The 20,227-nt window shown below is 55.4% G+C and carries 17 protein-coding genes; 7 read left to right on the plus strand and 10 right to left on the minus strand.

From position 1 onward, the window contains the following. Positions 1 to 222: 222 nt before the first annotated feature. Together ygjG and DA718_RS03795 are read right to left on the minus strand one after the other, a co-directional pair. Entirely contained in the window at positions 223 to 1,602 is a 1,380-nt protein-coding gene (gene ygjG / locus DA718_RS03790; protein WP_112213662.1) for a putrescine aminotransferase, read from the minus strand. Positions 1,603 to 1,842: 240 nt separating this feature from the next. Continuing rightward, positions 1,843 to 2,403, minus strand: a complete 561-nt coding sequence (locus DA718_RS03795) for a PadR family transcriptional regulator (protein ID WP_112213663.1) — start codon at positions 2,401 to 2,403, stop codon at positions 1,843 to 1,845. Between the two features lie 241 nt (positions 2,404 to 2,644). On the opposite strand from DA718_RS03795, the gene DA718_RS03800 reads away from it, so the two are divergent. Then, the gene (locus DA718_RS03800; protein ID WP_112213664.1) at positions 2,645 to 3,418 is read left to right on the plus strand and encodes a siderophore-interacting protein; all 774 of its coding nucleotides are present in this window, start codon (positions 2,645 to 2,647) and stop codon (positions 3,416 to 3,418) included. An 831-nt stretch (positions 3,419 to 4,249) separates the two neighbouring features. Here DA718_RS03800 and DA718_RS03815 read toward each other — a convergent pair. The 4 genes from DA718_RS03815 to dhaK form a co-directional block, all read right to left on the minus strand. Then, positions 4,250 to 5,899 (minus strand): glycerone kinase, encoded by a 1,650-nt coding sequence (locus tag DA718_RS03815; RefSeq protein ID WP_112213666.1) that lies wholly within the window; start codon positions 5,897 to 5,899, stop codon positions 4,250 to 4,252. A 68-nt stretch (positions 5,900 to 5,967) separates the two neighbouring features. Continuing rightward, positions 5,968 to 7,380 (minus strand): dihydroxyacetone kinase phosphoryl donor subunit DhaM, encoded by a 1,413-nt coding sequence (dhaM, locus tag DA718_RS03820; protein ID WP_112213667.1) that lies wholly within the window; start codon positions 7,378 to 7,380, stop codon positions 5,968 to 5,970. 10 nt (positions 7,381 to 7,390) lie between these two features. After that, positions 7,391 to 8,023 (minus strand): dihydroxyacetone kinase subunit DhaL, encoded by a 633-nt coding sequence (dhaL, locus tag DA718_RS03825; protein ID WP_112213668.1) that lies wholly within the window; start codon positions 8,021 to 8,023, stop codon positions 7,391 to 7,393. Positions 8,024 to 8,033: 10 nt separating this feature from the next. Continuing rightward, entirely contained in the window at positions 8,034 to 9,104 is a 1,071-nt protein-coding gene (gene dhaK / locus DA718_RS03830) for a dihydroxyacetone kinase subunit DhaK (protein ID WP_112213669.1), read from the minus strand. A gap of 597 nt (positions 9,105 to 9,701) precedes the next feature. Here dhaK and DA718_RS03840 point away from each other — a divergent pair. Next, positions 9,702 to 10,799 carry a glycerol dehydrogenase gene (locus tag DA718_RS03840; protein WP_112213670.1) on the plus strand — a complete coding sequence of 366 codons (1,098 nt, stop codon included), beginning with the start codon at positions 9,702 to 9,704 and terminating at the stop codon, positions 10,797 to 10,799. 89 nt (positions 10,800 to 10,888) lie between these two features. Beyond that, complete coding sequence (gene dhaR / locus DA718_RS03845) at positions 10,889 to 12,802, plus strand: dihydroxyacetone kinase operon transcriptional regulator DhaR (RefSeq protein WP_112213671.1); 1,914 nt, start codon at positions 10,889 to 10,891, stop codon at positions 12,800 to 12,802. Here the strand turns inward: dhaR and DA718_RS03850 are convergent. The 4 genes from DA718_RS03850 to DA718_RS03865 are packed head-to-tail and all read right to left on the minus strand — an operon-like array spanning position 12,780 to position 15,297. Continuing rightward, positions 12,780 to 13,310, minus strand: coding sequence for a cob(I)yrinic acid a,c-diamide adenosyltransferase (locus DA718_RS03850; protein ID WP_112213672.1), 531 nt, complete (start codon positions 13,308 to 13,310; stop codon positions 12,780 to 12,782). The two genes, dhaR and DA718_RS03850, sit on opposite strands and share 23 nt — an antisense overlap. Further along, positions 13,311 to 13,664, minus strand: a complete 354-nt coding sequence (locus DA718_RS03855; RefSeq protein WP_110272988.1) for a glycerol dehydratase reactivase beta/small subunit family protein — start codon at positions 13,662 to 13,664, stop codon at positions 13,311 to 13,313. An 18-nt stretch (positions 13,665 to 13,682) separates the two neighbouring features. Continuing rightward, on the minus strand, positions 13,683 to 14,846 hold the full coding sequence (gene dhaT / locus DA718_RS03860; RefSeq protein WP_112213673.1) for a 1,3-propanediol dehydrogenase: 1,164 nt from the start codon (positions 14,844 to 14,846) through the stop codon (positions 13,683 to 13,685). 22 nt (positions 14,847 to 14,868) lie between these two features. Next, positions 14,869 to 15,297, minus strand: coding sequence for a GlcG/HbpS family heme-binding protein (locus DA718_RS03865; protein ID WP_110272990.1), 429 nt, complete (start codon positions 15,295 to 15,297; stop codon positions 14,869 to 14,871). Positions 15,298 to 15,692: 395 nt separating this feature from the next. Here DA718_RS03865 and DA718_RS03870 point away from each other — a divergent pair, with 395 nt between their 5' ends. Genes DA718_RS03870 through DA718_RS03885 form a run of 4 tightly spaced genes read left to right on the plus strand, consistent with a single transcriptional unit; the run spans position 15,693 to position 20,209 of the window. Continuing rightward, positions 15,693 to 17,360 (plus strand): propanediol/glycerol family dehydratase large subunit, encoded by a 1,668-nt coding sequence (locus tag DA718_RS03870; protein WP_112213674.1) that lies wholly within the window; start codon positions 15,693 to 15,695, stop codon positions 17,358 to 17,360. Between the two features lie 11 nt (positions 17,361 to 17,371). Next, a complete protein-coding gene (locus DA718_RS03875) occupies positions 17,372 to 17,956 on the plus strand; it encodes a propanediol/glycerol family dehydratase medium subunit (RefSeq protein ID WP_112213675.1) in 585 nt (194 codons plus the stop codon). A gap of 2 nt (positions 17,957 to 17,958) precedes the next feature. Further along, positions 17,959 to 18,387, plus strand: a complete 429-nt coding sequence (locus tag DA718_RS03880) for a diol dehydratase small subunit (RefSeq protein ID WP_110272993.1) — start codon at positions 17,959 to 17,961, stop codon at positions 18,385 to 18,387. Between the two features lie 10 nt (positions 18,388 to 18,397). Then, the gene (locus tag DA718_RS03885) at positions 18,398 to 20,209 is read left to right on the plus strand and encodes a diol dehydratase reactivase subunit alpha (RefSeq protein ID WP_112213676.1); all 1,812 of its coding nucleotides are present in this window, start codon (positions 18,398 to 18,400) and stop codon (positions 20,207 to 20,209) included. Positions 20,210 to 20,227 lie beyond the last annotated feature (18 nt).

Raw genomic sequence — 20,227 nt, forward strand, 5'->3', positions numbered from 1 at the left:
TCAGGTAATTCATAAAAATAAATATTTAATATTTATATTGTTTTATGTGAATGCATATTTATAAATAATTAAATGAGTGTTTTTTGTTCTTTACAGACAATGAGCTGCGTTTTTCAGCAACAATGGCGTGAGGAGCGATAACCCCTGGCGTAAGCACTCTGGTTAACAGAGGCTGTGTTGCCAGGGGATTTTGAGGATGACCTTTGGCGGCGAGTGAGAAAACTACGCCTCTTCCACCGAAACCCGCAGCGCTGCTAGCGCGAGGCGGGCCGCTTTTAACACCTGCTCACACTGTTCCTGCGTCAACGTCAGCGGCGGCTCGATGCGAATTGTCCTGGCGTTATTCAGCGTTCCGGCCACCAGCACCCGCTGGCGGAACATCTCGCTGGCAAAGTCATAGCCGATTTCGTTATCAACAAACTCAATCGCCATCAGCATGCCTTTACCACGCACTTCATTCACCAGATCCGGATACTCGCGGGCCAGCTGACGGAAGCCATCCAGCAACATATCGCCTTTTTGCTCTGCCTGCGCGGGCAGGTTTTGCGTCAGCAGTACGTTGATGGTCGCCAGCGCCGCCGCGCAGGCCAGCGGATTACCGCCAAAGGTGGTGGTGTGCAGGAACGGATTGTCGAACAGCACCGAGAACACCTCTTCGGTGGCGACCGTTGCGCCAATTGGCATCACGCCGCCGCCCAGCGCTTTGGCAAGGCACAGAATATCCGGCTGGACGTTTTCATGTTCACAGGCAAACATCTTGCCTGTGCGGCCCATCCCGGTCTGCACTTCATCAAGGATCAGCAGTGCACCAAACTCGTCGCACAGTTTTCGCACTGCGGGCAGATAGCCCGGAGGTGGCAAAATGACACCGCCTTCGCCCTGAATCGGCTCAAGGATCACCGCCGCAACGTCATCGCCGGTTTTCTTACACTCGCTAAGCAGCGTACGCATGGCGTTAATATCGCCAAACGGCACATGGCGAAACCCTGGCAGCAGCGGCATAAAAGGTTTGCGGAAAGTGGATTTGGCGGTAGCCGAGAGTGCGCCCAGCGATTTGCCGTGAAACGCGCCGCTGGTGGCAACGAAGGTAAATTTGCCGCGCGGGGACTGGTAAGCTTTCGCTAGCTTTAGCGCCGCTTCGACCGACTCAGTGCCGCTATTGCTAAAGAAGCTGTATTTCAGTTTGCCAGGCGTTAAGGCCGCCAGCGTTTTTGCCAGCATGGCCCGCAGCGGGTCCAGCAGTTCCTGACTATGAAGAGGTTGTTTAGCGAGCTGATTTTCGACGGCGGAAACGACAACTGGATTACGGTGCCCTACATTAAAAATCCCAAATCCACCCAGGCAGTCAATAAACTCCTGTCCCTGAGTGTCGACAAGCGTATTCAACCCTCCCGCTTGCCACTCTACGGCCCCGTAATCCCCGCCAGCAGTGACTGATTTTCGATACGCTAAAAACCCTGGATTCACATGCTCTTTAAAGTATTCCCTGACCTCCTGATTAAGTGATTTCATCTCCTCATGATCAAGCGTTCGCTTTTCAATGAGATTCAGTGCGTGTGCGCTGCAGGCCAGAGCCGATGCGCTGGAAGGTAACCTGTTCAAAATGAGCTCCTGGACGGGGCGTATCACATGATACTGAATTAAGTATTGCAGGGATTACGCCACTTCGGCTCGGACCAGGAAAATCGGGATAAACGCAACGTGAAATGGTGATTGTGCAAAATTTAATCTCACGGCGATATTATTGGCATGTTTTACTCCTGAAGGCGCAAAACGATGCAGGAAAGGGCTTCCGCCGCATGCTTTGCGGCGGTGCAGGCTGCCCTGCGATGGGGCAGACGGTTAGTCGAGCTGGGAAATCTCCATTGCCGCGCGGTCAATCACGCCGATAATTTGCTTCAATTGCGCTTCGGTGATCTCCTGCTGATTGACTCTTAAATCCAGTACCGCTTTGAAGTTTTCCAGCGCGCGCTTCATCTGCGGGTTTTTACGCAGTTCACAGCCCACCATGCGGGCCTGTAGCCTGGCCTGGATGTGCTCCAGATGTTCCTGGTTTTCAGCATGCAGCTGGCTGCCCTCGGCGGTAATAGCGATTTTTTTGCGCCCGTTTTCGTCAGCGACGCTGATTAATCCCTGATCCTGGAGAAGGTCGAGCGTCGGGTAGATAACGCCGGGACTTGGGCTGTAGTTGCCCTGGGTCAGGGTTTCAATCTCTTTGATTAGCTCGTAACCGTGGCTGGCGTTGCGGGTGAGGATATCCAGAATAACCAGACGCAGCTCGCCGTGACCAAAGAAGCGCTGACGGCGTCCGCCACCTCCGCCTCTGCGGCCATGTTCGCCATGTTCGCTATGTTCACCGTGGCGTCCACGTGGCCCACGTCCTTCTTCGTTATGATGTTTCATGTTTTTGTTCCTGTGTTGTTTTGATATATCTAATTTATATCTAAAAAATATTTTATGACAACCCTGAAATTCATTTATTTTTTATAATATTGATTATTAAGGATTTATTTTGATTTTTTGACTTTTGTGGCGTTTTGTTGTGCTTATATCAAAAAATGCTTGCATTCTTTTTTAATGGCAATCATTATCATTTGCAAGATTTTTAGATATATCTATTTACTGTTCACGAAGGCGACTGAAAATGACAACGACAAATCAACCTAACTATCCGCAACGCGTTCGTAACGAGCTGCGTTTCCGTGAGTTAACCGTGCTGCGCGTTGAGCGCATTGGTCGCGCTTTCCAGCGTGTCGTGCTGGGTGGAGAGGCGCTGAATGGTTTTGTTTCCCAAGGTTTTGACGACCATACCAAGCTCTTTTTCCCCGAAGCGGGATCTGCGTTTACTCCGCCAGAGGTGACGGATGAAGGCATTAACTGGGGCGAGGGTGCGCGTCCGGCGACCCGCGACTATACGCCGTTGTACGATGCTGAACGCCATGAGCTGGCGTACGACTTCTTTATTCACGATGGCGGTATTGCCAGCCGCTGGGCGCTGGCGGCGAAAATCGGCGATAAGCTGGTGATCGGCGGTCCGCGTGGTTCGCTGGTGGTGCCGGAGGATTACGCCTGGCAGCTGTACGTCACCGATGAGTCCGGAATGCCCGCGCTGCGTCGCCGTCTGTTAGGTTTACAGCTGCTCCCGACGCGCCCGCAGGTGACGGCGATTGTGACCATTGGCGATGAGTCTTACAAAGATTATCTGGTGGATCTCAACGGCTTTAATATTGAGTGGGTGGTGGGGCATAACTCATCTGCCGTGGCTGAGCGCCTGGCGCAGGTGGTGGTTCCGGCAGAAGATTATTTTATCTGGGTGACCGGCGAAGGGGCGGTGGTGAAATCGCTGCTGGCGCGTTTTGAAGGTGAAGAGATTGACCCGCAACTGGTGCGTTCTCAGGCCTACTGGCACAGTAAGTAAGCGCGGAGAAAACCCGGGTTGCGGCTGACGCCTTACCCGGGCTACGAAAGAGAATTGCGCGGTAGTTTTCCCGGAGGCGATGCTGCGCATCTGTCCGGGCTACCGTTCCGTAGACTGCGGTGAGCCCGTAGCCCGGGCAGGCGCTTTGCGCCGCCCCCGGGAGCAAAGTGCAGAGAGACAGAATTTCCCGGAGGCGATGCTGCGCATCTGTCCGGGCTACCGTCCCGTAGACTGCGGTGAGCCCGTAGCCCGGGCAGGCGCTTTGCGCCGCCCCCGGGAGCAAAGTGCAGAGAGACAGAATTTCCCGGAGGCGATGCTGCGCATCTATCCGGGCTACCGTTCCGTAGACTGCGGTGAGTCCGTAGCCCGGGCAGGCGCTTTGCGCCGCCCCCGGGAGCAGAGTGCAGAGAGACAGAATTTCCCGGAGGCGATGCTGCGCATCTGTCCGGGCTACCGTCCCGTAGACTGCGGTGAGCCCGTAGCTCGGGCAGGCGATTTGCGCTGCCCCAGGAGCAGAGTGCAGAGAGACAGAATTTCCCGGAGGCGATGCTGCGCATCTGTCCGGGCTACCGTTCCGTAGACTGCGGTGAGCCCGTAGCCCGGGCAGGCGCTTTGCGCCGCCCCCGGGAGTAGAGTGCAGAGAGACAGAATTTCCCAGAGGCGATACTGTGCATTTGTCCGGGCTACCGTCCGTAGACTGCGGTGAGCCCGTAGCCCGGGCAGGCGCTTTGCGCCGCCCCCGGGAGCAGAGTGCAGAGAGACAGAATTTCCCGGAGGCGATGCTGCGCATCTGTCCGGGCTACCGTCCCGCAGGGAGTTCTGTTAGCTGCGTTATTTCTGCGCCAGCGCTTTAAATACCATCGCCACCGCGTGGGCGCCGGGGTCCATATTGCCGCGCAGGCTATCGCTGTTCAGATACGATGCGCGTCCAGCGTTGGCTTTGCTGGCATGAAGCGTACGGTCTGCGCCCGCCTGCGCTGCGGTGAACGCCGCCTGCAGATTTTCCGGTTCCGCCAGCAGCGCCGCCAATGCCGGTTGCAGGGCGTCAATCATGGTCCGATCGCCTTCATCCGCACCACCGTAAAACTTCATCTGCGCCAGACCGGCGTTCAGCGCTTCGGCGACGCTTGCCCTTTGTTCCAGCTTCTGCCCGGCAGCGGTAAAGAAAATTGACATCAGCACACCGCTGGAGCCACCCATCACGACGGTCAGACGCTCGCCAATCAGGGCGAACAGCGTGGAGAGGTTATCCAGCGGCAGCTGGCGGCGCTGTAATAAACCGGCGATTTCTCGTGCCCCTGCGGCGAAGGTGGAGCCGGTATCGCCGTCGCCAACTTTAGCGTCCAGCGCATTGAGGTCTGCTTCCAGATCGGACAGCGTGCTGGTGACCTGCTTAACATAGCCCGCCACCACGCTATTCTCTGAAGGTTCAAACTCTACACGGGTGCTGCGCAGCGCTGATGGCATTACGCTGATTTCGCGTGGCTGCACCGGTGTCTGCCAGCCTGCGGTTTCTACCGCAGAAAGCAGCGCTTTCTCGATGCTCTCCTCCAGTACGATGGCGGTGAGGGAGAAGCCTTTCATATCCAGCGCGGTCACCAGCGAGGCCGGGCCAATCAGCCAGTCGATACGCTGGCGCAGCGGAGTATTCGCCAGCTCACGGGTCAGAATCGCCATTTCGGCAATCGACACGCCGCCGAGGTTGTTGATCATCACCGCCAGGCGGCCGGTTTCAGGCAGGGCTGCGGTGAGTTTCTCAACCATCAGGCCTACGATTTCCGCGCTGTTCTGGGTAGCGATAACCGAAGCGCCCGGTTCGCCGTGGATCCCCATCCCCAGTTCGGCCTGGTCGGGATGATGGCGCGGCGTCGATTCCGCATCCTGCGGCAGATGGCAGCTGGAGAGCGCCAGGCCAAGGCTGACGGTATGGTTAGCGGCATACTGCGCCTCACGCAGTACGGTTGCCAGATTATGACCGCGCTCGGCAAAGTAGCCCGCTACTTTATGTACCAGGATTGTCCCGGCGATGCCGCGCGGATGTTTGTTATCCGGCAGCGAAATATCATCACCGACGATCAGCATTTCAACGTTATAGCCCAGGCGACGCGCTTTCTCCGCCGCAAGGCCGAAGTTCAGGCGATCGCCGGTATAGTTCTTCACGATCAGCAGGCAGCCCGCTTCGCCGGTCACCGCCTGAATGGCGGTCAGTACCGCATCAACGCTTGGCGAGGCAAATAGATCGCCGCAGACGGCGGCGGTCAGCATCCCTTTACCGACAAACCCCGCGTGCGCCGGTTCGTGACCGGAACCGCCGCCGGAGATTACCGCGACGTTATTTTTGTCGAGATCGCGGCGCACCACCACGCGAATGGCGGGATCACTCTCCAGACGAGCCAGATTGTTCCACGGGCTGGCGATAATGGTCCCTTCAATCACTTCGTTGACGAGGTTGGCGCGCTGATTAAAAAAGAATTGAGACATAACGGATCCTGGATATTGAGCAAAAAACCGGAGGACTGGCCCCCGGCAGCGAAAAGGTGGGTGGCAAGCTACCCGCGAATAATGCGTTTGCCGGGAATATCGAGCGTGACGGTATCACCGTTTTGCAACGTGTTCAGCGCTTCACCCTGCTGGCAAAGCATGGCGATGCCGGCCTGACGGGCGATAATCGCGCCGTGAGAAAGTTCGCTGCCCGCCTGCAGGCAGATGCCCTTGACCTGCCGGGCGTCGAGTTGCAGCACGGTAGAGGGGAAGATATCGTCGGCAACGAGAATTGTTGGCCCGCTAAATTGCGGCAACGGCTCACTGCGGCCCTGAAGGTGGCGCAGCGTGCGATGCAAAATATCTTCAATATCAATATAGCGCGCTTGCAGGTAGGCATCGTCGAGATGGCGATATTGCTGGCTTAAATCGACCAGCACCTGATACCACGCCCACTCAGCGCAACACTGTTCATCGCGCACAATATCGCAGGCGGCTTCGAATAAATCAGGGTCGTCGAGCAGGGTATGATGCCCGGAGAAGATTGCCGCGATATCGGCGCAATACTTCTCTTCCGCCAGCGTGGTCAGCGCGCTAAGGTCTTCCAGCGTCTGGTCGATGGCTCGTTTCAGGCGCAGTTGCTGCTGGCCAGTATCGCCGCAATTTTCCCGCTCTACCGTAGCATGCGGCTGTGGATACCGCGCTACGCGGCCCTGTACGCGAGCGGCTGTGGCGGGTTGAACCGCAGGCGATGCGTCCGTTTGCTCGCCGAAGTTGTCTGCCGCCAGTGCCTGAAATGCCGCCAGCGCAGCGTCGGCGTCCGGGCCGCGGGCCAGAAGCCGTAAGGTATCGTTGCAGCGAACCTGGAGCAGGGCGATTTGGTTTAGGCTATCCGGGGTCACGCATTTCCCCTCTTTCTCCAGCACCAACTCGGCATTGAATCCGGTTAGCGCGGCGACCAGCTTTGATGCCGGGCGGACGTGCAGGCCGTTGTGGTTTTTAATGACCACCGAAACGGAGCGCGCATCGGTCAGCGCGGCGACGGTGGAAGAGGATTGCGGTTGCGATGGTAATCCCAGCTGTACGCGCTTTGCCTCCAGCGCATTCATGGCGTCTTCGATCACCTTATCGATATTGGCTCCGGCAGCGGCGCTGACCGTCGCTGCCAGGGTGCCTTCGACCAGTGGTGCGGCACACAGCCGAACCTTCGCGGCAATCGCCGGATCGAGCAGATCCAGCGCGGTTTCGGCGCTGAGGAGGGCGCTGCCGATATCCATCATCACCAGCACATGATCGGTGTCGGCAACGGATTCAATCGCTTCCATGACCTTAATCGGATCGGTGCCGATTGGGCTTGTAGGATCGTCAATCCCGGCGGCGATCGCCAGCTTACAGCCGTCGTTCATTAACATCTGCCGGGCCAGTTCTCCGACACCTTCGCCCAACTGGGCGCTATGAGAAACAATAACCAGGTTTACCATCGCGTTTTCCTTACTCTTTTGCGGCCGCTGCCAGCATCTGAACCATAAACATCACCGAGGTTGCTCCCGGATCCTGATGTCCAATGCTGCGCTCGCCGAGGTAGCTGGCGCGGCCTTTGCGGGCTTGCATGGTGATCGTGGCGTGGACGGCGGCTTGTGCCTGTTCGCAGGCGGCATCCAGCGCGCTTTGTATCGACAGGTGCTGCTCGCTCGACTGGCGCAATGATTCCGCCACTGGCAGCCAGACGTCGCACATCGTTTTATCCCCCGGCTCCGCTTTGCCGCGATTGACCACGCCGTCCGCACCTTCGCGGATCATTTGATAAAGCTCATCCAGGGTCAGGCTTTGATGGGCCTGGGTCACCTGGGCGGCGCGAATAAAGAAGGTGCCGAATAGCGGACCGCTGGCTCCACCGACGTTGGAGAGCAGCGTCATGCCGGTGTTCTTCAGAATGAAGCCAATGTCTTTGTCGGCAATTGACGGCAGCTTTTCTACCACCTTGCTAAAACCACGATGCATATTCAGGCCGTGGTCGGCATCGCCAATTTCTCTGTCCAGACCGGTTAAAAAATCACTCTCTTTAGTGAAGATTTCGCCGCAGCGATAGAGCCAGTCTACGATTTGCGTTCTGCTTAATGACATGTCGTGCTCCTTATTTTCCCCAGTTTAGCGCCGGGGTGTGAACCGGGGCGTCCCATAATGCCAGCGTCTCGTCATCGGCTTTGAGCAGGGTGATGGAAAAGCCCACCATGTCCAGAGAGGTACAATAGCTGCCGATAAGATTGCGTTCGATAACGATGCCGGTTTCCTCGCAGCGCTGCGCCAGGCGGTTGTAGACGCCGTACAGTTCTGATAGCGGCGTCGCGCCGAGGTTGTTGACCAGGGCGATGACGCGATCGCCTTTTTGCAGTGCTTTTTTCGCCTGCGGTACGTCCTGCCATGCGCCTTTGACGTTATCCCACTGGCGCAGCGTGCGGCTGTAGGTGCCGTTCTCCAGCAGGGTTTCGAACATTTCATCGACGGTGCGATCGAGGGAAGTGAAGCGGCGGCGATCGATGCCCGGTTCGCCGTGAATACCAACGCCGAACTCCATTTCGTCATCCTGTAATTCGAATGAGGGCTGCCCGGCGGCCGGGACGGTACAGGCGCCGAGCGCGATACCGATGGAGTGACCGAGGTTGTTGAGATTACGTCCCAGTTCGGCACAGGCTGCCAGTGAATCGCCGCGTTCAGCCGCCGCGCCAACCAGCTTCTCAATCAGCACGGTATTGGCAACCCCGCGACGCCCGGCGGTGTACAGGCTGTCTTTTACCGCCACATCGTCATCGATCACGACGGTGGTAACCTTCACGCCGCTTTCATGCAGTAGTTCGGTGGCGGTTTCGAAGTTAAGAATGTCGCCAGTATAGTTTTTGATAATCAGCAGTACGCCTTCGCCGCCGTCGATGTTCATGGCGCATTCGAACATTTTATCCGGCGTAGGGGAGGTAAAAATCTCACCGGGGCAGGCACCGGAGAGCATCCCCTGGCCGATATAGCCGCAGTGCATCGGCTCATGGCCGCTGCCGCCGCCGGAGAGCAGCGCCACTTTTCCCGCGACCGGGGAATCGGCACGGGTCATGTAGACCGGGTCCTGGTGAAGCGTGAGTTCAGGGTGCGCTTTCGCCAGGCCAGCTAATTGTTCACTCAGTACATCTTCGACACGGTTAATCAGTTTTTTCATTGCTTATTCTCCGTCGGAGGTTGCCGATGCGGCCTCTCTGCTGACGGAGGCGGTCATCGTGTAGGGGTACCGCCTGACGATATGCGATATCCGGCGATGTATTGATTCTGGCTGAGTTAGCGGAAAAAAAAATCGTCATAAAACGGGTTTCATTACGGAACGCGATTGTTATTTTATGTTCCTTAATGAAACGTTTTTAATCGGGGAAATGGAAAAATGCGACGCAAAGCTATTTTTCTACCTTGCTTTACATACCAGGAAGGCGCAGGCAAAGAAATATTTTTTGCTGCTATTGCTGCCTGTAGTGGTGGAAAACACGACCAGTCATCCGGTTTCAGACCTGTTTTTATGCCAAACGAGCGGATCGGGATCGCAATCCCAGCGTTTCATGTGAATTTACGTTCCAATATGAAACGATAATTTTTGTTATCCGTTTCATATCGGGACAAAAATGCGAAACATTTTTTTGCCCGCCGCTCGCCCTACAGTGATGGCATCGCTCAGGTAGCGCTTTCGTTCCCGCTCTTAATACGAGGCTGGAAGAAGAAATGCCGGGGCTCATCATGTAAAACATGCACTTATTTGAGGGTGAACGGAATGCTAAAAGTTATTCAATCTCCAGCCAAATATCTCCAGGGTCCAGATGCCTCCACGCTGTTTGGTCAGTACGCTAAAAACCTGGCGGACAGCTTTTTCGTGATTGCCGATGACTTCGTGATGAAGCTGGCGGGAGATAAAGTGTTGAATGGCCTGAACAGCCACAATATCAGCTGCCATGCTGAGCGGTTTAACGGTGAGTGCAGCCATGTTGAAATCAATCGCCTGATTGCCATTCTGAAACAGCACGGCTGTCGCGGCGTAGTGGGTATTGGCGGCGGGAAAACGCTCGATACGGCAAAAGCGATTGGTTATTACCAGAAGCTGCCGGTGGTGGTGATCCCAACGATTGCCTCCACCGATGCGCCAACTAGCGCGCTGTCGGTTATCTACACCGAAGCCGGTGAGTTTGAAGAGTACCTGATTTACCCGAAAAACCCGGATATGGTGGTGATGGATACGGCAATTATCGCTAAAGCGCCGGTACGTCTGCTGGTGGCCGGGATGGGTGATGCGCTTTCAACCTGGTTTGAAGCGAAGGCCTGCTATGACTCCAGAGCCACCAGTATGGCGGGCGGTCAGTCTACGGCGGCGGCCTTGAGCCTGGCGCGCCTGTGCTATGATACGCTGCTGGCGGAAGGGGAAAAAGCCCGTCTCGCCGCTCAGGCCGGGGTCGTTACCGATGCGCTGGAGCGTATTGTTGAAGCGAATACCTACCTCAGCGGTATCGGCTTTGAAAGCAGCGGTCTGGCCGCGGCGCACGCTATTCACAACGGTTTCACCATCCTCGAAGAGTGCCATCATTTGTACCACGGCGAAAAAGTTGCTTTTGGCACCCTGGCGCAGCTGGTGCTGCAAAACAGCCCAATGGAAGAGATCGAAACCGTGCTGAACTTCTGTCAGAAAGTTGGCCTGCCGGTGACTTTGGCGCAGATGGGCGTGAAAGAGGATATCGACGAGAAAATTCAGGCGGTAGCGAAAGCGACCTGCGCTGAAGGCGAAACCATCCACAATATGCCGTTCCCGGTCAGCGCCCAGAGCGTGCATGCGGCGATTCTGACCGCTGACCTGCTTGGGCAGCAGTGGCTGGCGCGTTAATTTATCGTCGGCCTGCCCGGCCTGGCTAAAATATCCCTTCGGCGGTTTCCGTCGAAGGGTTTGTCGTTTTTAACACAGCGGAAATGGATATGACGGCGCAGACTCAACGCTTTCCTTCGGTGATAACTCAGTCATGGCATCGTTGCAGCAAGTTTATGCAGCGGGAAACCTGGCAGGCGCCGCATCAGGCGCAGGGACTGACTTTTGAATCGATTTGCCGGCGCAAGACTGCGCTGCTGACGATTGGTCAGGCGGCGCTGGAAGATGCCTGGGAGTTTATGGATAGCCGTCCCTGCGCGTTATTTATTCTCGATGAGTCCGCCTGTATTCTCAGCCGCTGCGGCGATCCGCAGACTATCGCCCAACTGGCGGAACTGGGGTTTCTCGACGGCAGCTACTGTGCAGAAAGCATTATCGGCAGCTGTGCGCTCTCGCTGGCCTCAATGCTCGGACAGCCGGTGAAAACCTCTGGCGATCAGCATTTTAAGCAGGTTCTGCATGGTTGGTCGTTCAGCTCTACGCCGGTGTTTGATAACCACGGACGCCTGTTTGGCTCCATTTCGCTGTGTTGCCTGATTGAAGAGCAGGCCACGTCGGATTTGTCCCTGACCCTCGCCATCGCACGGGAAGTCGGCAACTCTCTGCTCACCGATAGCCTGCTGGCAGAGTCGAACCGCCATCTTAATCAGATGTACGGCCTACTGGAGAGCATGGATGATGGGGTGATGGCGTGGAACGAGCAGGGCGTTTTGCAGTTTCTTAACGTGCAGGCCGCAACGCTGTTGCACCTCGATGCGCAGGCCAGTCAGGGGAAAAATATCAATGACCTGGTGACGCTTCCAGCCCTGCTGCGTCGGGCGATTAAGCATGCGTGCGGGCTGAATCACGTTGAAGCCACCTTTGAGAGCCAGCATCAGTTTATTGATGCGGTAATCACCCTCAAACCGATTGTTGAAGAGCAGGGCAACAGCTTTATTTTGCTGCTGCATCCCGTTGAGCAGATGCGCCAACTGATGACCAGCCAGCTTGGCAAAGTGAGCCATACCTTTGAACAGATGTCGGCGGACGATCCGGAAACGCGGCGGCTGATTCACTTTGGCCGCCAGGCGGCGCGCGGCGCTTTTCCTGTGCTGCTGTGTGGTGAAGAAGGTGTGGGTAAAGAGCTGCTCAGCCAGGCGATTCATAATGAGAGCGAGCGGGGCGGTGGACCGTATATCGCGGTTAACTGCCAGCTGTATGCCGACAGCGTACTGGGTCAGGATTTTATGGGTAGCGCGCCGACGGACGATGAAAACGGGCGTCTTAGCCGTCTTGAGCTGGCCAACGGCGGGACGCTGTTTCTGGAAAAAATCGAATATTTGGCACCGGAGCTGCAATCCGCGCTGTTGCAGGTCATCAAGCAGGGCGTGTTAACCCGCCTGGATGCCCGTCGGCTGATCCCGGTGGACGTTAAAGTCATTGCCACCACCACCGTTGACCTTGCCAATCTGGTAGAGCAAAACCGCTTTAGCCGCCAGCTTTACTACGCGCTGCATTCGTTTGAGATTGTCATTCCGCCGCTGCGGGCAAGACGCAACAGTATTCCATCGTTAGTGCATAATCGCCTGAAGAGCCTGGAAAAACGGTTTTCATCGCGCCTGAAGGTGGATGAAGATGCTCTGGCGCAGCTGGTAGCCTACTCCTGGCCGGGCAATGATTTTGAACTGAACAGCATTATCGAGAACATTGCTATCAGCAGCGAAAACGGCCATATCCGCCTGAGCAATCTGCCGGAGTATCTGTTTGCCGAGCGCCACGGCACCGATGTCAGTTCGTCGCTACTACCCGCCAGCCTGACCTTTAGCGCTATCGAGAAAGAGGCGATTATCCATGCCGCCCGCGTAACCAGCGGGCGGGTGCAGGAGATGTCGCAGCTACTGAATATTGGCCGCACCACGCTATGGCGCAAGATGAAACAGTACGATATTGATGCCAGCCAGTTTAAGCGCAAGCATCTGGAGTAGTTTCTTCGATTCTGGCCATTGAGAAGAGCGCATCGGATAAGCGGTTGATGTAGCGCTTGAGCTCATCGCGCACGGTAAGCGTTCTGCCCGCCGCCGTCAGAATACGCTCCAGCCGACGCGCCAGCGTTCGCGCGACGTGCAGCTGCGCGGACGCCAGGTTTTTCCCTGGGATGACAAACTCTTTAAGCGGGCCGCATTGCGCCATATTGTGGTCAATTATTTGCTCAAGAGACTGAATATCCTCGGTATTAATTGTCTGCGTTAAGCGAGCGAGACCTTTCTCATCGCTGGCGAGTTCCGCGCCCAGCACAAACAGCATTTTCTGCATGGCGTGCAGATCCTGGCGTAATTCTACCTGGTGCGTGCTGGCATAGCAGACGCCAAGTTGTGAAATCAGTTCATCCACCGTGCCGTAGGCGTTAACGCGAATGTCGTCTTTGTCGATACGGCTGCCGCCAAACAGTGCGGTGGTACCTTTATCGCCGGTTCGGGTATAGATGCGGTACATTTATTTTATCTCGCTGAAGGGAAGCACTTTGACCAGTTGACCGGCATTGACGCCGAGCGTGCGGATTTGCCCGATCCCGGCGGCAATATGTCCGCGGACCAGCGCCCGTCTCTCGGGCAACTGGGCATGCGTTAAGGCAATATCACCCGTTGCGTTGAGGCCGAGACCAACGCGCAGCGTCGAACTTTTGGCCGCAAGTTTACTTAACGTCAGCGCGCAATCATTCCCGTCGTAACAGATAGCCCGGCACGGGACGCCTTGTTCCTCCAGCCCCCAGCATAGCTCATCAAGCTCACGGGTATCCTGCCAGCATGAGTGATAAAACAGATGTACGCTCGGTGATGAAAGTGACATTGCGTCCCCCTTTATTTATCAGAAAGCCTGGCGGAAGATTTCGGCGATCTCTTTCTCATTACCCTTGCGCGGGTTCGAGAACGCATTGCCGTCTTTCAGCGCCATTTCCGCCATGTAAGGGAAATCGGCCTCTTTCACGCCCAGTTCTTTCAGATGCTGCGGAATACCGATATCGGCAGAGAGGCGGGCGATGGCGCGAATGGCCTGTTCGGCAGCGTCCATCGTTGACAGTCCGTCAGTGTTTTCCCCCATAAATCCGGCGATATCAGCAAATTTTTCCGGGTTGGCAATCAGGTTATAGCGCGCCACGTGGGGTAGCAGAACGGCATTCGCTACCCCATGTGGCATGTCGTACAGACCGCCAAGCTGATGCGCCATCGCGTGAACGTAGCCGAGGTTGGCGTTGTTGAAAGCCATACCCGCCAGCAGAGAGGCGTAGGCCATGTTCTCGCGAGCTTTCAGGTTGCTGCCCAGCGCTACGGCCTGACGCAAGTTGCGTGCGATCAGGCGAATAGCCTGAATAGCGGCAGCGTCGGTGACCGGGTTGGCATCTTTGGAAATATAAGCTTCTACGGCGTGGGTCAGGGCGTCCATACCGGTCGCGGCGGTCAGCGGGGCGGGTTTGCCGAGCATCAGCAGCGGATCGTTAATGGAGACCGACGGCAGGTTGCGCCAACTGACAATCACAAACTTCACTTTGGTTTTGGTATTGGTCAGCACGCAGTGGCGGGTGACTTCGCTGGCAGTACCGGCAGTGGTATTCACCGCAACGATCGGCGGCAGCGGGTTGGTCAGGGTTTCAATCCCAGCATAGCTATAAAGATCGCCTTCGTGAGTTGCCGCGATGCCAATCCCTTTACCACAGTCATGCGGACTGCCGCCACCGACGGTGACGATAATATCGCACTGCTCTCTACGAAAGACCTCCAGACCGTCGCGCACGTTGGTATCTTTTGGATTTGGCTCGACGCCATCAAAAATCACCACTTCAATACCCGCTTCACGCAGATGTTTGAGCGTTTTATCTACCGCACCGTCTTTAATTGACCGCAGGCCTTTATCGGTCACCAGCAGCGCTTTTTTCCCGCCCAGCAGTTTGCAGCGCTCGCCAACCACGGAAATGGCATTGGGGCCAAAAAAATTCACGTTTGGCACCAGGTAATCAAACATACGATAGCTCATAATATACCTTCTTAGATTTGAGTTATAATTCAGAGAAACAATTCAGCGCGGTTTCAGCTAATAGCCTGTCCTGTTCAACGGTACCACCGCTTACGCCAACAGCACCGATTAATTTACCGTTAAATATGACGGGCAAGCCGCCGCCAAAAATAACAATTCGCTGTTGGTTAGTGAGCTGTAAACCATAGAGTGAAGCACCGGGCTGTACCGCATCAGTAATTTCATGAGTACCCTGTCGCAGGCAGCAGGCGGTATAAGCTTTATTAAGCGAAATATCACAACTGGTGACAAACGCGTCGTCCATGCGTTGCATCAGCAGCGTGTTTCCGCCGTGATCCACCACGGAAAAGACCACCGGGACGTTGATTTCAAGCGCTTTAGCCTCGACGGTTAGCGCCATTTTCTTCGCTGCCGCTAGCGTGATAGTGGCGATTTGTTGACTCTTATTCACAATATCTCCTGTCAAGGTATAAGTCTGAGGTCGCGAAACATATCGCGCTTCAGACATTATTTTATCGTTGATTTTTCTTTATTCTCGCGCTGTAGGTTATTAAGTCAATAGTGCGAAAAAATGTCAGGAATCAGTTTATTCCTGGTATCAGATTTTTATTGATAATGATCATTTAACCTGGTCACATTTCGTTGTGATTGCTCTAAATTTACGTTTCATAATGAAACTCTCAAGTTTTATTTTGTATCAGATTGGAACGTAATTAATTTTATTTTTTTATTATTCTGCTCATTTAAAGTTCCGCTATTGCTGATTCACGCTATCTCAGGAGGAGTTTAATACCTCCTGCGGTACTGCTCGGCGTTCCTATTATTTATCTTTTGAGTCAACGAGCTATGAGAAGATCAAAACGATTCGAAGTCCTTGCCCAGCGAGCAGTCAATCAGGATGGGCTTATTGGTGAATGGCCGGAAGAGGGGCTGATCGCCATGGAAAGTCCATACGATCCGGCGTCGTCGGTGAAGGTAAAAAACGGTCGGATTGTTGAGCTGGACGGCAAAAGCCGCGAACAGTTTGACATGATTGACCGCTTTATTGCCGACTACGCGATTAACGTTGCGGAAACCGAACGCGCCATGCAGCTCGACGCGCTGGAAATCGCCCGAATGCTGGTGGATATCCACGTTAGCCGGGAAGAGATTATTGCCATTACCACCGCCATCACCCCGGCGAAAGCGGTGGAGGTGATGGCGAAAATGAACGTGGTGGAAATGATGATGGCGCTGCAAAAAATGCGCGCCAGACGTACTCCTTCCAACCAGTGTCACGTCACTAATCTGAAAGATAACCCGGTGCAGATTGCTGCGGATGCCGCCGAAGCCGGGATCCGCGGATTTTCTGAGCAGGAAACCACTGTAGGTATCGCCCGCTATGCGCCGTTTAACGCTCTGGCGCTGCTGGTCGGCTCCCAGTGCGGCCGCCCAGGTGTGCTCACGCAATGTTCCGTCGAAGAAGCCACCGAGCTGGAACTGGGAATGCGTGGATTAACCAGCTATGCCGAAACGGTGTCGGTATACGGTACGGAGTCGGTGTTTACCGATGGCGATGATACGCCGTGGTCGAAAGCCTTTCTCGCCTCGGCCTATGCTTCCCGCGGGCTGAAAATGCGCTACACCTCTGGCACTGGCTCGGAGGCGCTGATGGGCTATTCAGAAAGTAAATCGATGCTGTACCTGGAGTCGCGCTGCATCTTTATCACCAAAGGCGCGGGGGTGCAGGGGCTGCAAAACGGTGCGGTCAGCTGTATCGGGATGACCGGCGCGGTGCCGTCGGGGATCCGTGCGGTACTGGCGGAAAACCTGATAGCCTCGATGCTCGACCTCGAAGTGGCATCAGCCAATGATCAAACCTTCTCGCATTCCGATATTCGCCGGACCGCCCGCACGCTGATGCAGATGCTGCCCGGCACCGACTTTATCTTCTCCGGCTATAGCGCCGTGCCGAACTACGACAACATGTTTGCCGGGTCGAACTTCGATGCCGAAGACTTCGATGATTACAACATTTTGCAACGCGATCTGATGGTCGACGGTGGCCTGCGTCCGGTAACTGAAGAGGAAACCATCGCTATCCGCAATAAGGCTGCGCGCGCCATTCAGGTGGTGTTCCGCGAACTGGGCCTGCCGCTGATTAGCGATGAGGAAGTAGACGCCGCCACCTATGCCCACGGCAGCAAAGATATGCCCGTGCGCAACGTAGTGGAGGATCTGGCCGCCGTGGAAGAGATGATGAAGCGCAATATCACCGGGCTGGATATCGTCAGCGCATTAAGTAGTAGCGGCTTCGAAGATATCGCCAGCAACATTCTTAACATGCTAAGGCAGCGTGTGACCGGCGATTACCTGCAAACCTCCGCCATTCTGGATCGCCAGTTTGAAGTGGTCAGCGCCGTCAATGATATCAATGATTATCAGGGACCCGGCACCGGCTATCGCATCTCTGCCGAACGTTGGGAGGAAATTAAAAATATCGCGGGCGTGGTACAACCAGGCTCGATTGAATAAGGCGGTACACAGTGGAATGTTCAACTGAACGTAAACCTGTTTTCACTTTGCAGGTTAGCGAAGGAGAGACGGCAAAAGCAGACGATCGCGCGGATGAAGTGGTGATCGGTGTCGGTCCGGCTTTTGATAAGTATCAGCATAAAACGCTGATTGATATGCCGCATGAAGCGATCCTGAAAGAACTGGTCGCCGGGATTGAAGAGGAGGGGCTGCATGCGCGAGTGGTGAGAATTCTGCGCACCTCGGATGTCTCCTTTATGGCCTGGGATGCGGCGAACCTTAGCGGTTCTGGTATTGGCATTGGTATTCAGTCGAAAGGAACTACGGTTATTCATCAGCGTGATTTACTGCCGCTGAGCAACCTTGAGTTGTTCTCTCAGGCCCCGCTGCTGACGCTGGAAATCTATCGGCAGATTGGTAAGAACGCTGCGCGTTACGCACGTAAAGAGTCGCCCTCGCCGGTACCGGTGGTGAATGACCAGATGGTGCGGCCGAAATTTATGGCTAAGGCTGCGCTGTTTCATATTAAAGAAACCAAACACGTGGTGCAGGATGCCGCGCCTGTCACGCTGCACATTGCATTAGTAAGGGAATAAGGATGAACGACAACATTATGACCGCTCAGGATTACCCGTTAGCGACCCGCTGCCCGGAGAAAATCCAGACCCCAACCGGAAAGCCGTTAACCGATATCACCCTTGAAAATGTGCTAGCGGGACGCGTGGGACCGCAGGATGTACGTATTTCTCAGCAAACGCTGGAGTATCAGGCGCAGATAGCTGAGCAGATGCAGCGCCATGCTGTGGCACGTAATTTCCGGCGCGCGGCGGAGCTGATTGCTATTCCGGATGCCCGTATTCTGGAGATCTACAATGCGTTGCGTCCGTTCCGTTCTTCTGTTGCAGAACTACTGGCCATTGCTGATGAACTGGAGCACACCTGGCACGCCATGGTGAATGCCGGGTTTGTTCGCGAGTCGGCAGAGGTGTATCAGCAGAGAAATAAGCTGCGTAAAGGCAGCCAGTGACGGAGGGAGTATGCCGTTAATTGCAGGGATTGATATCGGCAACGCCACCACGGAAGTGGCGTTGGCGCAGCATGGCCGGTTTATCGCAAGCGGGATTGTCGCCACCACGGGCATGAAAGGCACGCGGGACAATATTGCCGGGGTGATAGCCTCCCTGCAGCAGGCGCTGGATAAAACGACCTGGTCGCTTAAGGACGTGGTGAAAATCTGCATCAATGAAGCTGCGCCAGTGATTGGCGATGTTGCCATGGAAACAATCACTGAAACCATCATTACTGAATCGACAATGATTGGTCACAACCCGCAAACGCCAGGCGGTATTGGTGTCGGAGTGGGAACCACGATCGCCATAGATAAACTGGCGTCGTTGAGCAGCGATCGGTTTACGCAGGGCTGGATCCCGCTGATTGGCGAAGAGATGGATTTTCTTGAAGCGGTCTGGTTGTTGAATGAGGCGCTGGATCGCGGCGTCAACGTGGTAGCGGCGATCCTGAAAAAGGACGATGGCGTGCTGGTCAATAATCGTCTGCGCAGAACGTTGCCGGTGATCGATGAAGTGACGTTGCTGGAGAAGGTTCCGGAGGGCGTACAGGCGGCGGTGGAAGTTGCGGCCCCGGGGCAAGTTGTTCGGGTGCTGTCGAATCCCTATGGCATCGCCACCTTCTTTGCCTTGACGCCGGAGGAAACCCAGACGATCGTCCCGATCGCAAGAGCGCTGATCGGCAACCGCTCTGCCGTGGTACTCAAAACCCCGCAGGGCGATGTGCAATCGAGAACGATCCCTGCGGGAAGGATCTTTATCAGCGGAGAAAAGCGCAGTGGTGAAGCCGATGTGGCGAAAGGGGCGCAGGCTATTATGCAGGTGATGAACACCTGTGCGCCTGTTCGCGATATTCGCGGTGAAGCCGGTACCCACGCGGGCGGTATGCTGGAGCGTGTACGTAAGGTGATGGCCTCACTGAGTGGGCACAACATGAGCACAATACATATCCAGGATCTGCTAGCTGTCGATACCTTTATTCCTCGCAAAGTGCTGGGCGGTATCGCCGGGGAATATTCGATGGAAAACGCCGTCGGTATTGCGGCGATGGTGAAATCCGATCGACTACAGATGCAAGCGATCGCCAATGAACTGAGCATGCGGCTGAATACAGCTGTTGAAGTGGGTGGTGTGGAAGCCAACATGGCAGTGGCTGGGGCGCTGACTACGCCAGGTTGCGCTGCACCGCTGGCGATCCTTGATTTAGGCGCAGGTTCTACAGATGCCGCCATTATCAATAGCGAAGGAACGGTGAAAGCTATTCATCTGGCTGGGGCGGGGAATATGGTCAGCCTGCTGATTAAAACGGAGCTAGGTCTGAGCGATCCGTTTCTGGCAGAAGAGATTAAAAAATATCCGCTGGCAAAAGTGGAGAGCCTGTTCAGTATTCGTCATGAAAACGGTGCGGTGGAGTTCTTTCGCGAACCGCTGAGCCCGTCGGTATTTGCCAAAGTTGTGTATCTCAAAGATGGCGAACCGATCCCTATCGATAACCAGACTTCGCTGGAGAAAATTCGCCTGGTGCGTCGGCAGGCAAAGGAGAAGGTCTTTGTGACGAACTGCCTGCGTGCGTTGCGTCAGGTCTCGCCTGGTGGTTCCATTCGCGATATTGCCTTTGTGGTGCTGGTCGGTGGTTCATCGCTGGATTTTGAAATTCCACAGATGATCACTGAAGCGTTGGCGCATTACGGCGTTGTTGCCGGGCAGGGCAATATTCGTGGGACGGAAGGGCCGCGTAATGCCGTAGCGACCGGGCTGGTGTTATCCGGGGAAGCGGGTTAGTTATTCAAAATGGTAGGT

This window comes from Klebsiella huaxiensis (assembly GCF_003261575.2).
Lineage (GTDB): Bacteria > Pseudomonadota > Gammaproteobacteria > Enterobacterales > Enterobacteriaceae > Klebsiella > Klebsiella huaxiensis.

Bases quoted from the DNA above. Each gene is read 5' to 3' on its own strand.
- DA718_RS03795 (WP_112213663.1), bottom strand. From the start codon at position 2,403: ATGAAACATCATAACGAAGAAGGACGTGGGCCACGTGGACGCCACGGT.
- DA718_RS03800 (WP_112213664.1), top strand. From the start codon at position 2,645: ATGACAACGACAAATCAACCTAACTATCCGCAACGCGTTCGTAACGAG.
- DA718_RS03815 (WP_112213666.1), bottom strand. From the start codon at position 5,899: ATGTCTCAATTCTTTTTTAATCAGCGCGCCAACCTCGTCAACGAAGTG.
- dhaM (WP_112213667.1), bottom strand. From the start codon at position 7,380: ATGGTAAACCTGGTTATTGTTTCTCATAGCGCCCAGTTGGGCGAAGGT.
- dhaL (WP_112213668.1), bottom strand. From the start codon at position 8,023: ATGTCATTAAGCAGAACGCAAATCGTAGACTGGCTCTATCGCTGCGGC.
- dhaK (WP_112213669.1), bottom strand. From the start codon at position 9,104: ATGAAAAAACTGATTAACCGTGTCGAAGATGTACTGAGTGAACAATTA.
- DA718_RS03840 (WP_112213670.1), top strand. From the start codon at position 9,702: ATGCTAAAAGTTATTCAATCTCCAGCCAAATATCTCCAGGGTCCAGAT.
- dhaR (WP_112213671.1), top strand. From the start codon at position 10,889: ATGACGGCGCAGACTCAACGCTTTCCTTCGGTGATAACTCAGTCATGG.
- DA718_RS03850 (WP_112213672.1), bottom strand. From the start codon at position 13,310: ATGTACCGCATCTATACCCGAACCGGCGATAAAGGTACCACCGCACTG.
- DA718_RS03855 (WP_110272988.1), bottom strand. From the start codon at position 13,664: ATGTCACTTTCATCACCGAGCGTACATCTGTTTTATCACTCATGCTGG.
- dhaT (WP_112213673.1), bottom strand. From the start codon at position 14,846: ATGAGCTATCGTATGTTTGATTACCTGGTGCCAAACGTGAATTTTTTT.
- DA718_RS03870 (WP_112213674.1), top strand. From the start codon at position 15,693: ATGAGAAGATCAAAACGATTCGAAGTCCTTGCCCAGCGAGCAGTCAAT.
- DA718_RS03880 (WP_110272993.1), top strand. From the start codon at position 17,959: ATGAACGACAACATTATGACCGCTCAGGATTACCCGTTAGCGACCCGC.
- DA718_RS03885 (WP_112213676.1), top strand. From the start codon at position 18,398: ATGCCGTTAATTGCAGGGATTGATATCGGCAACGCCACCACGGAAGTG.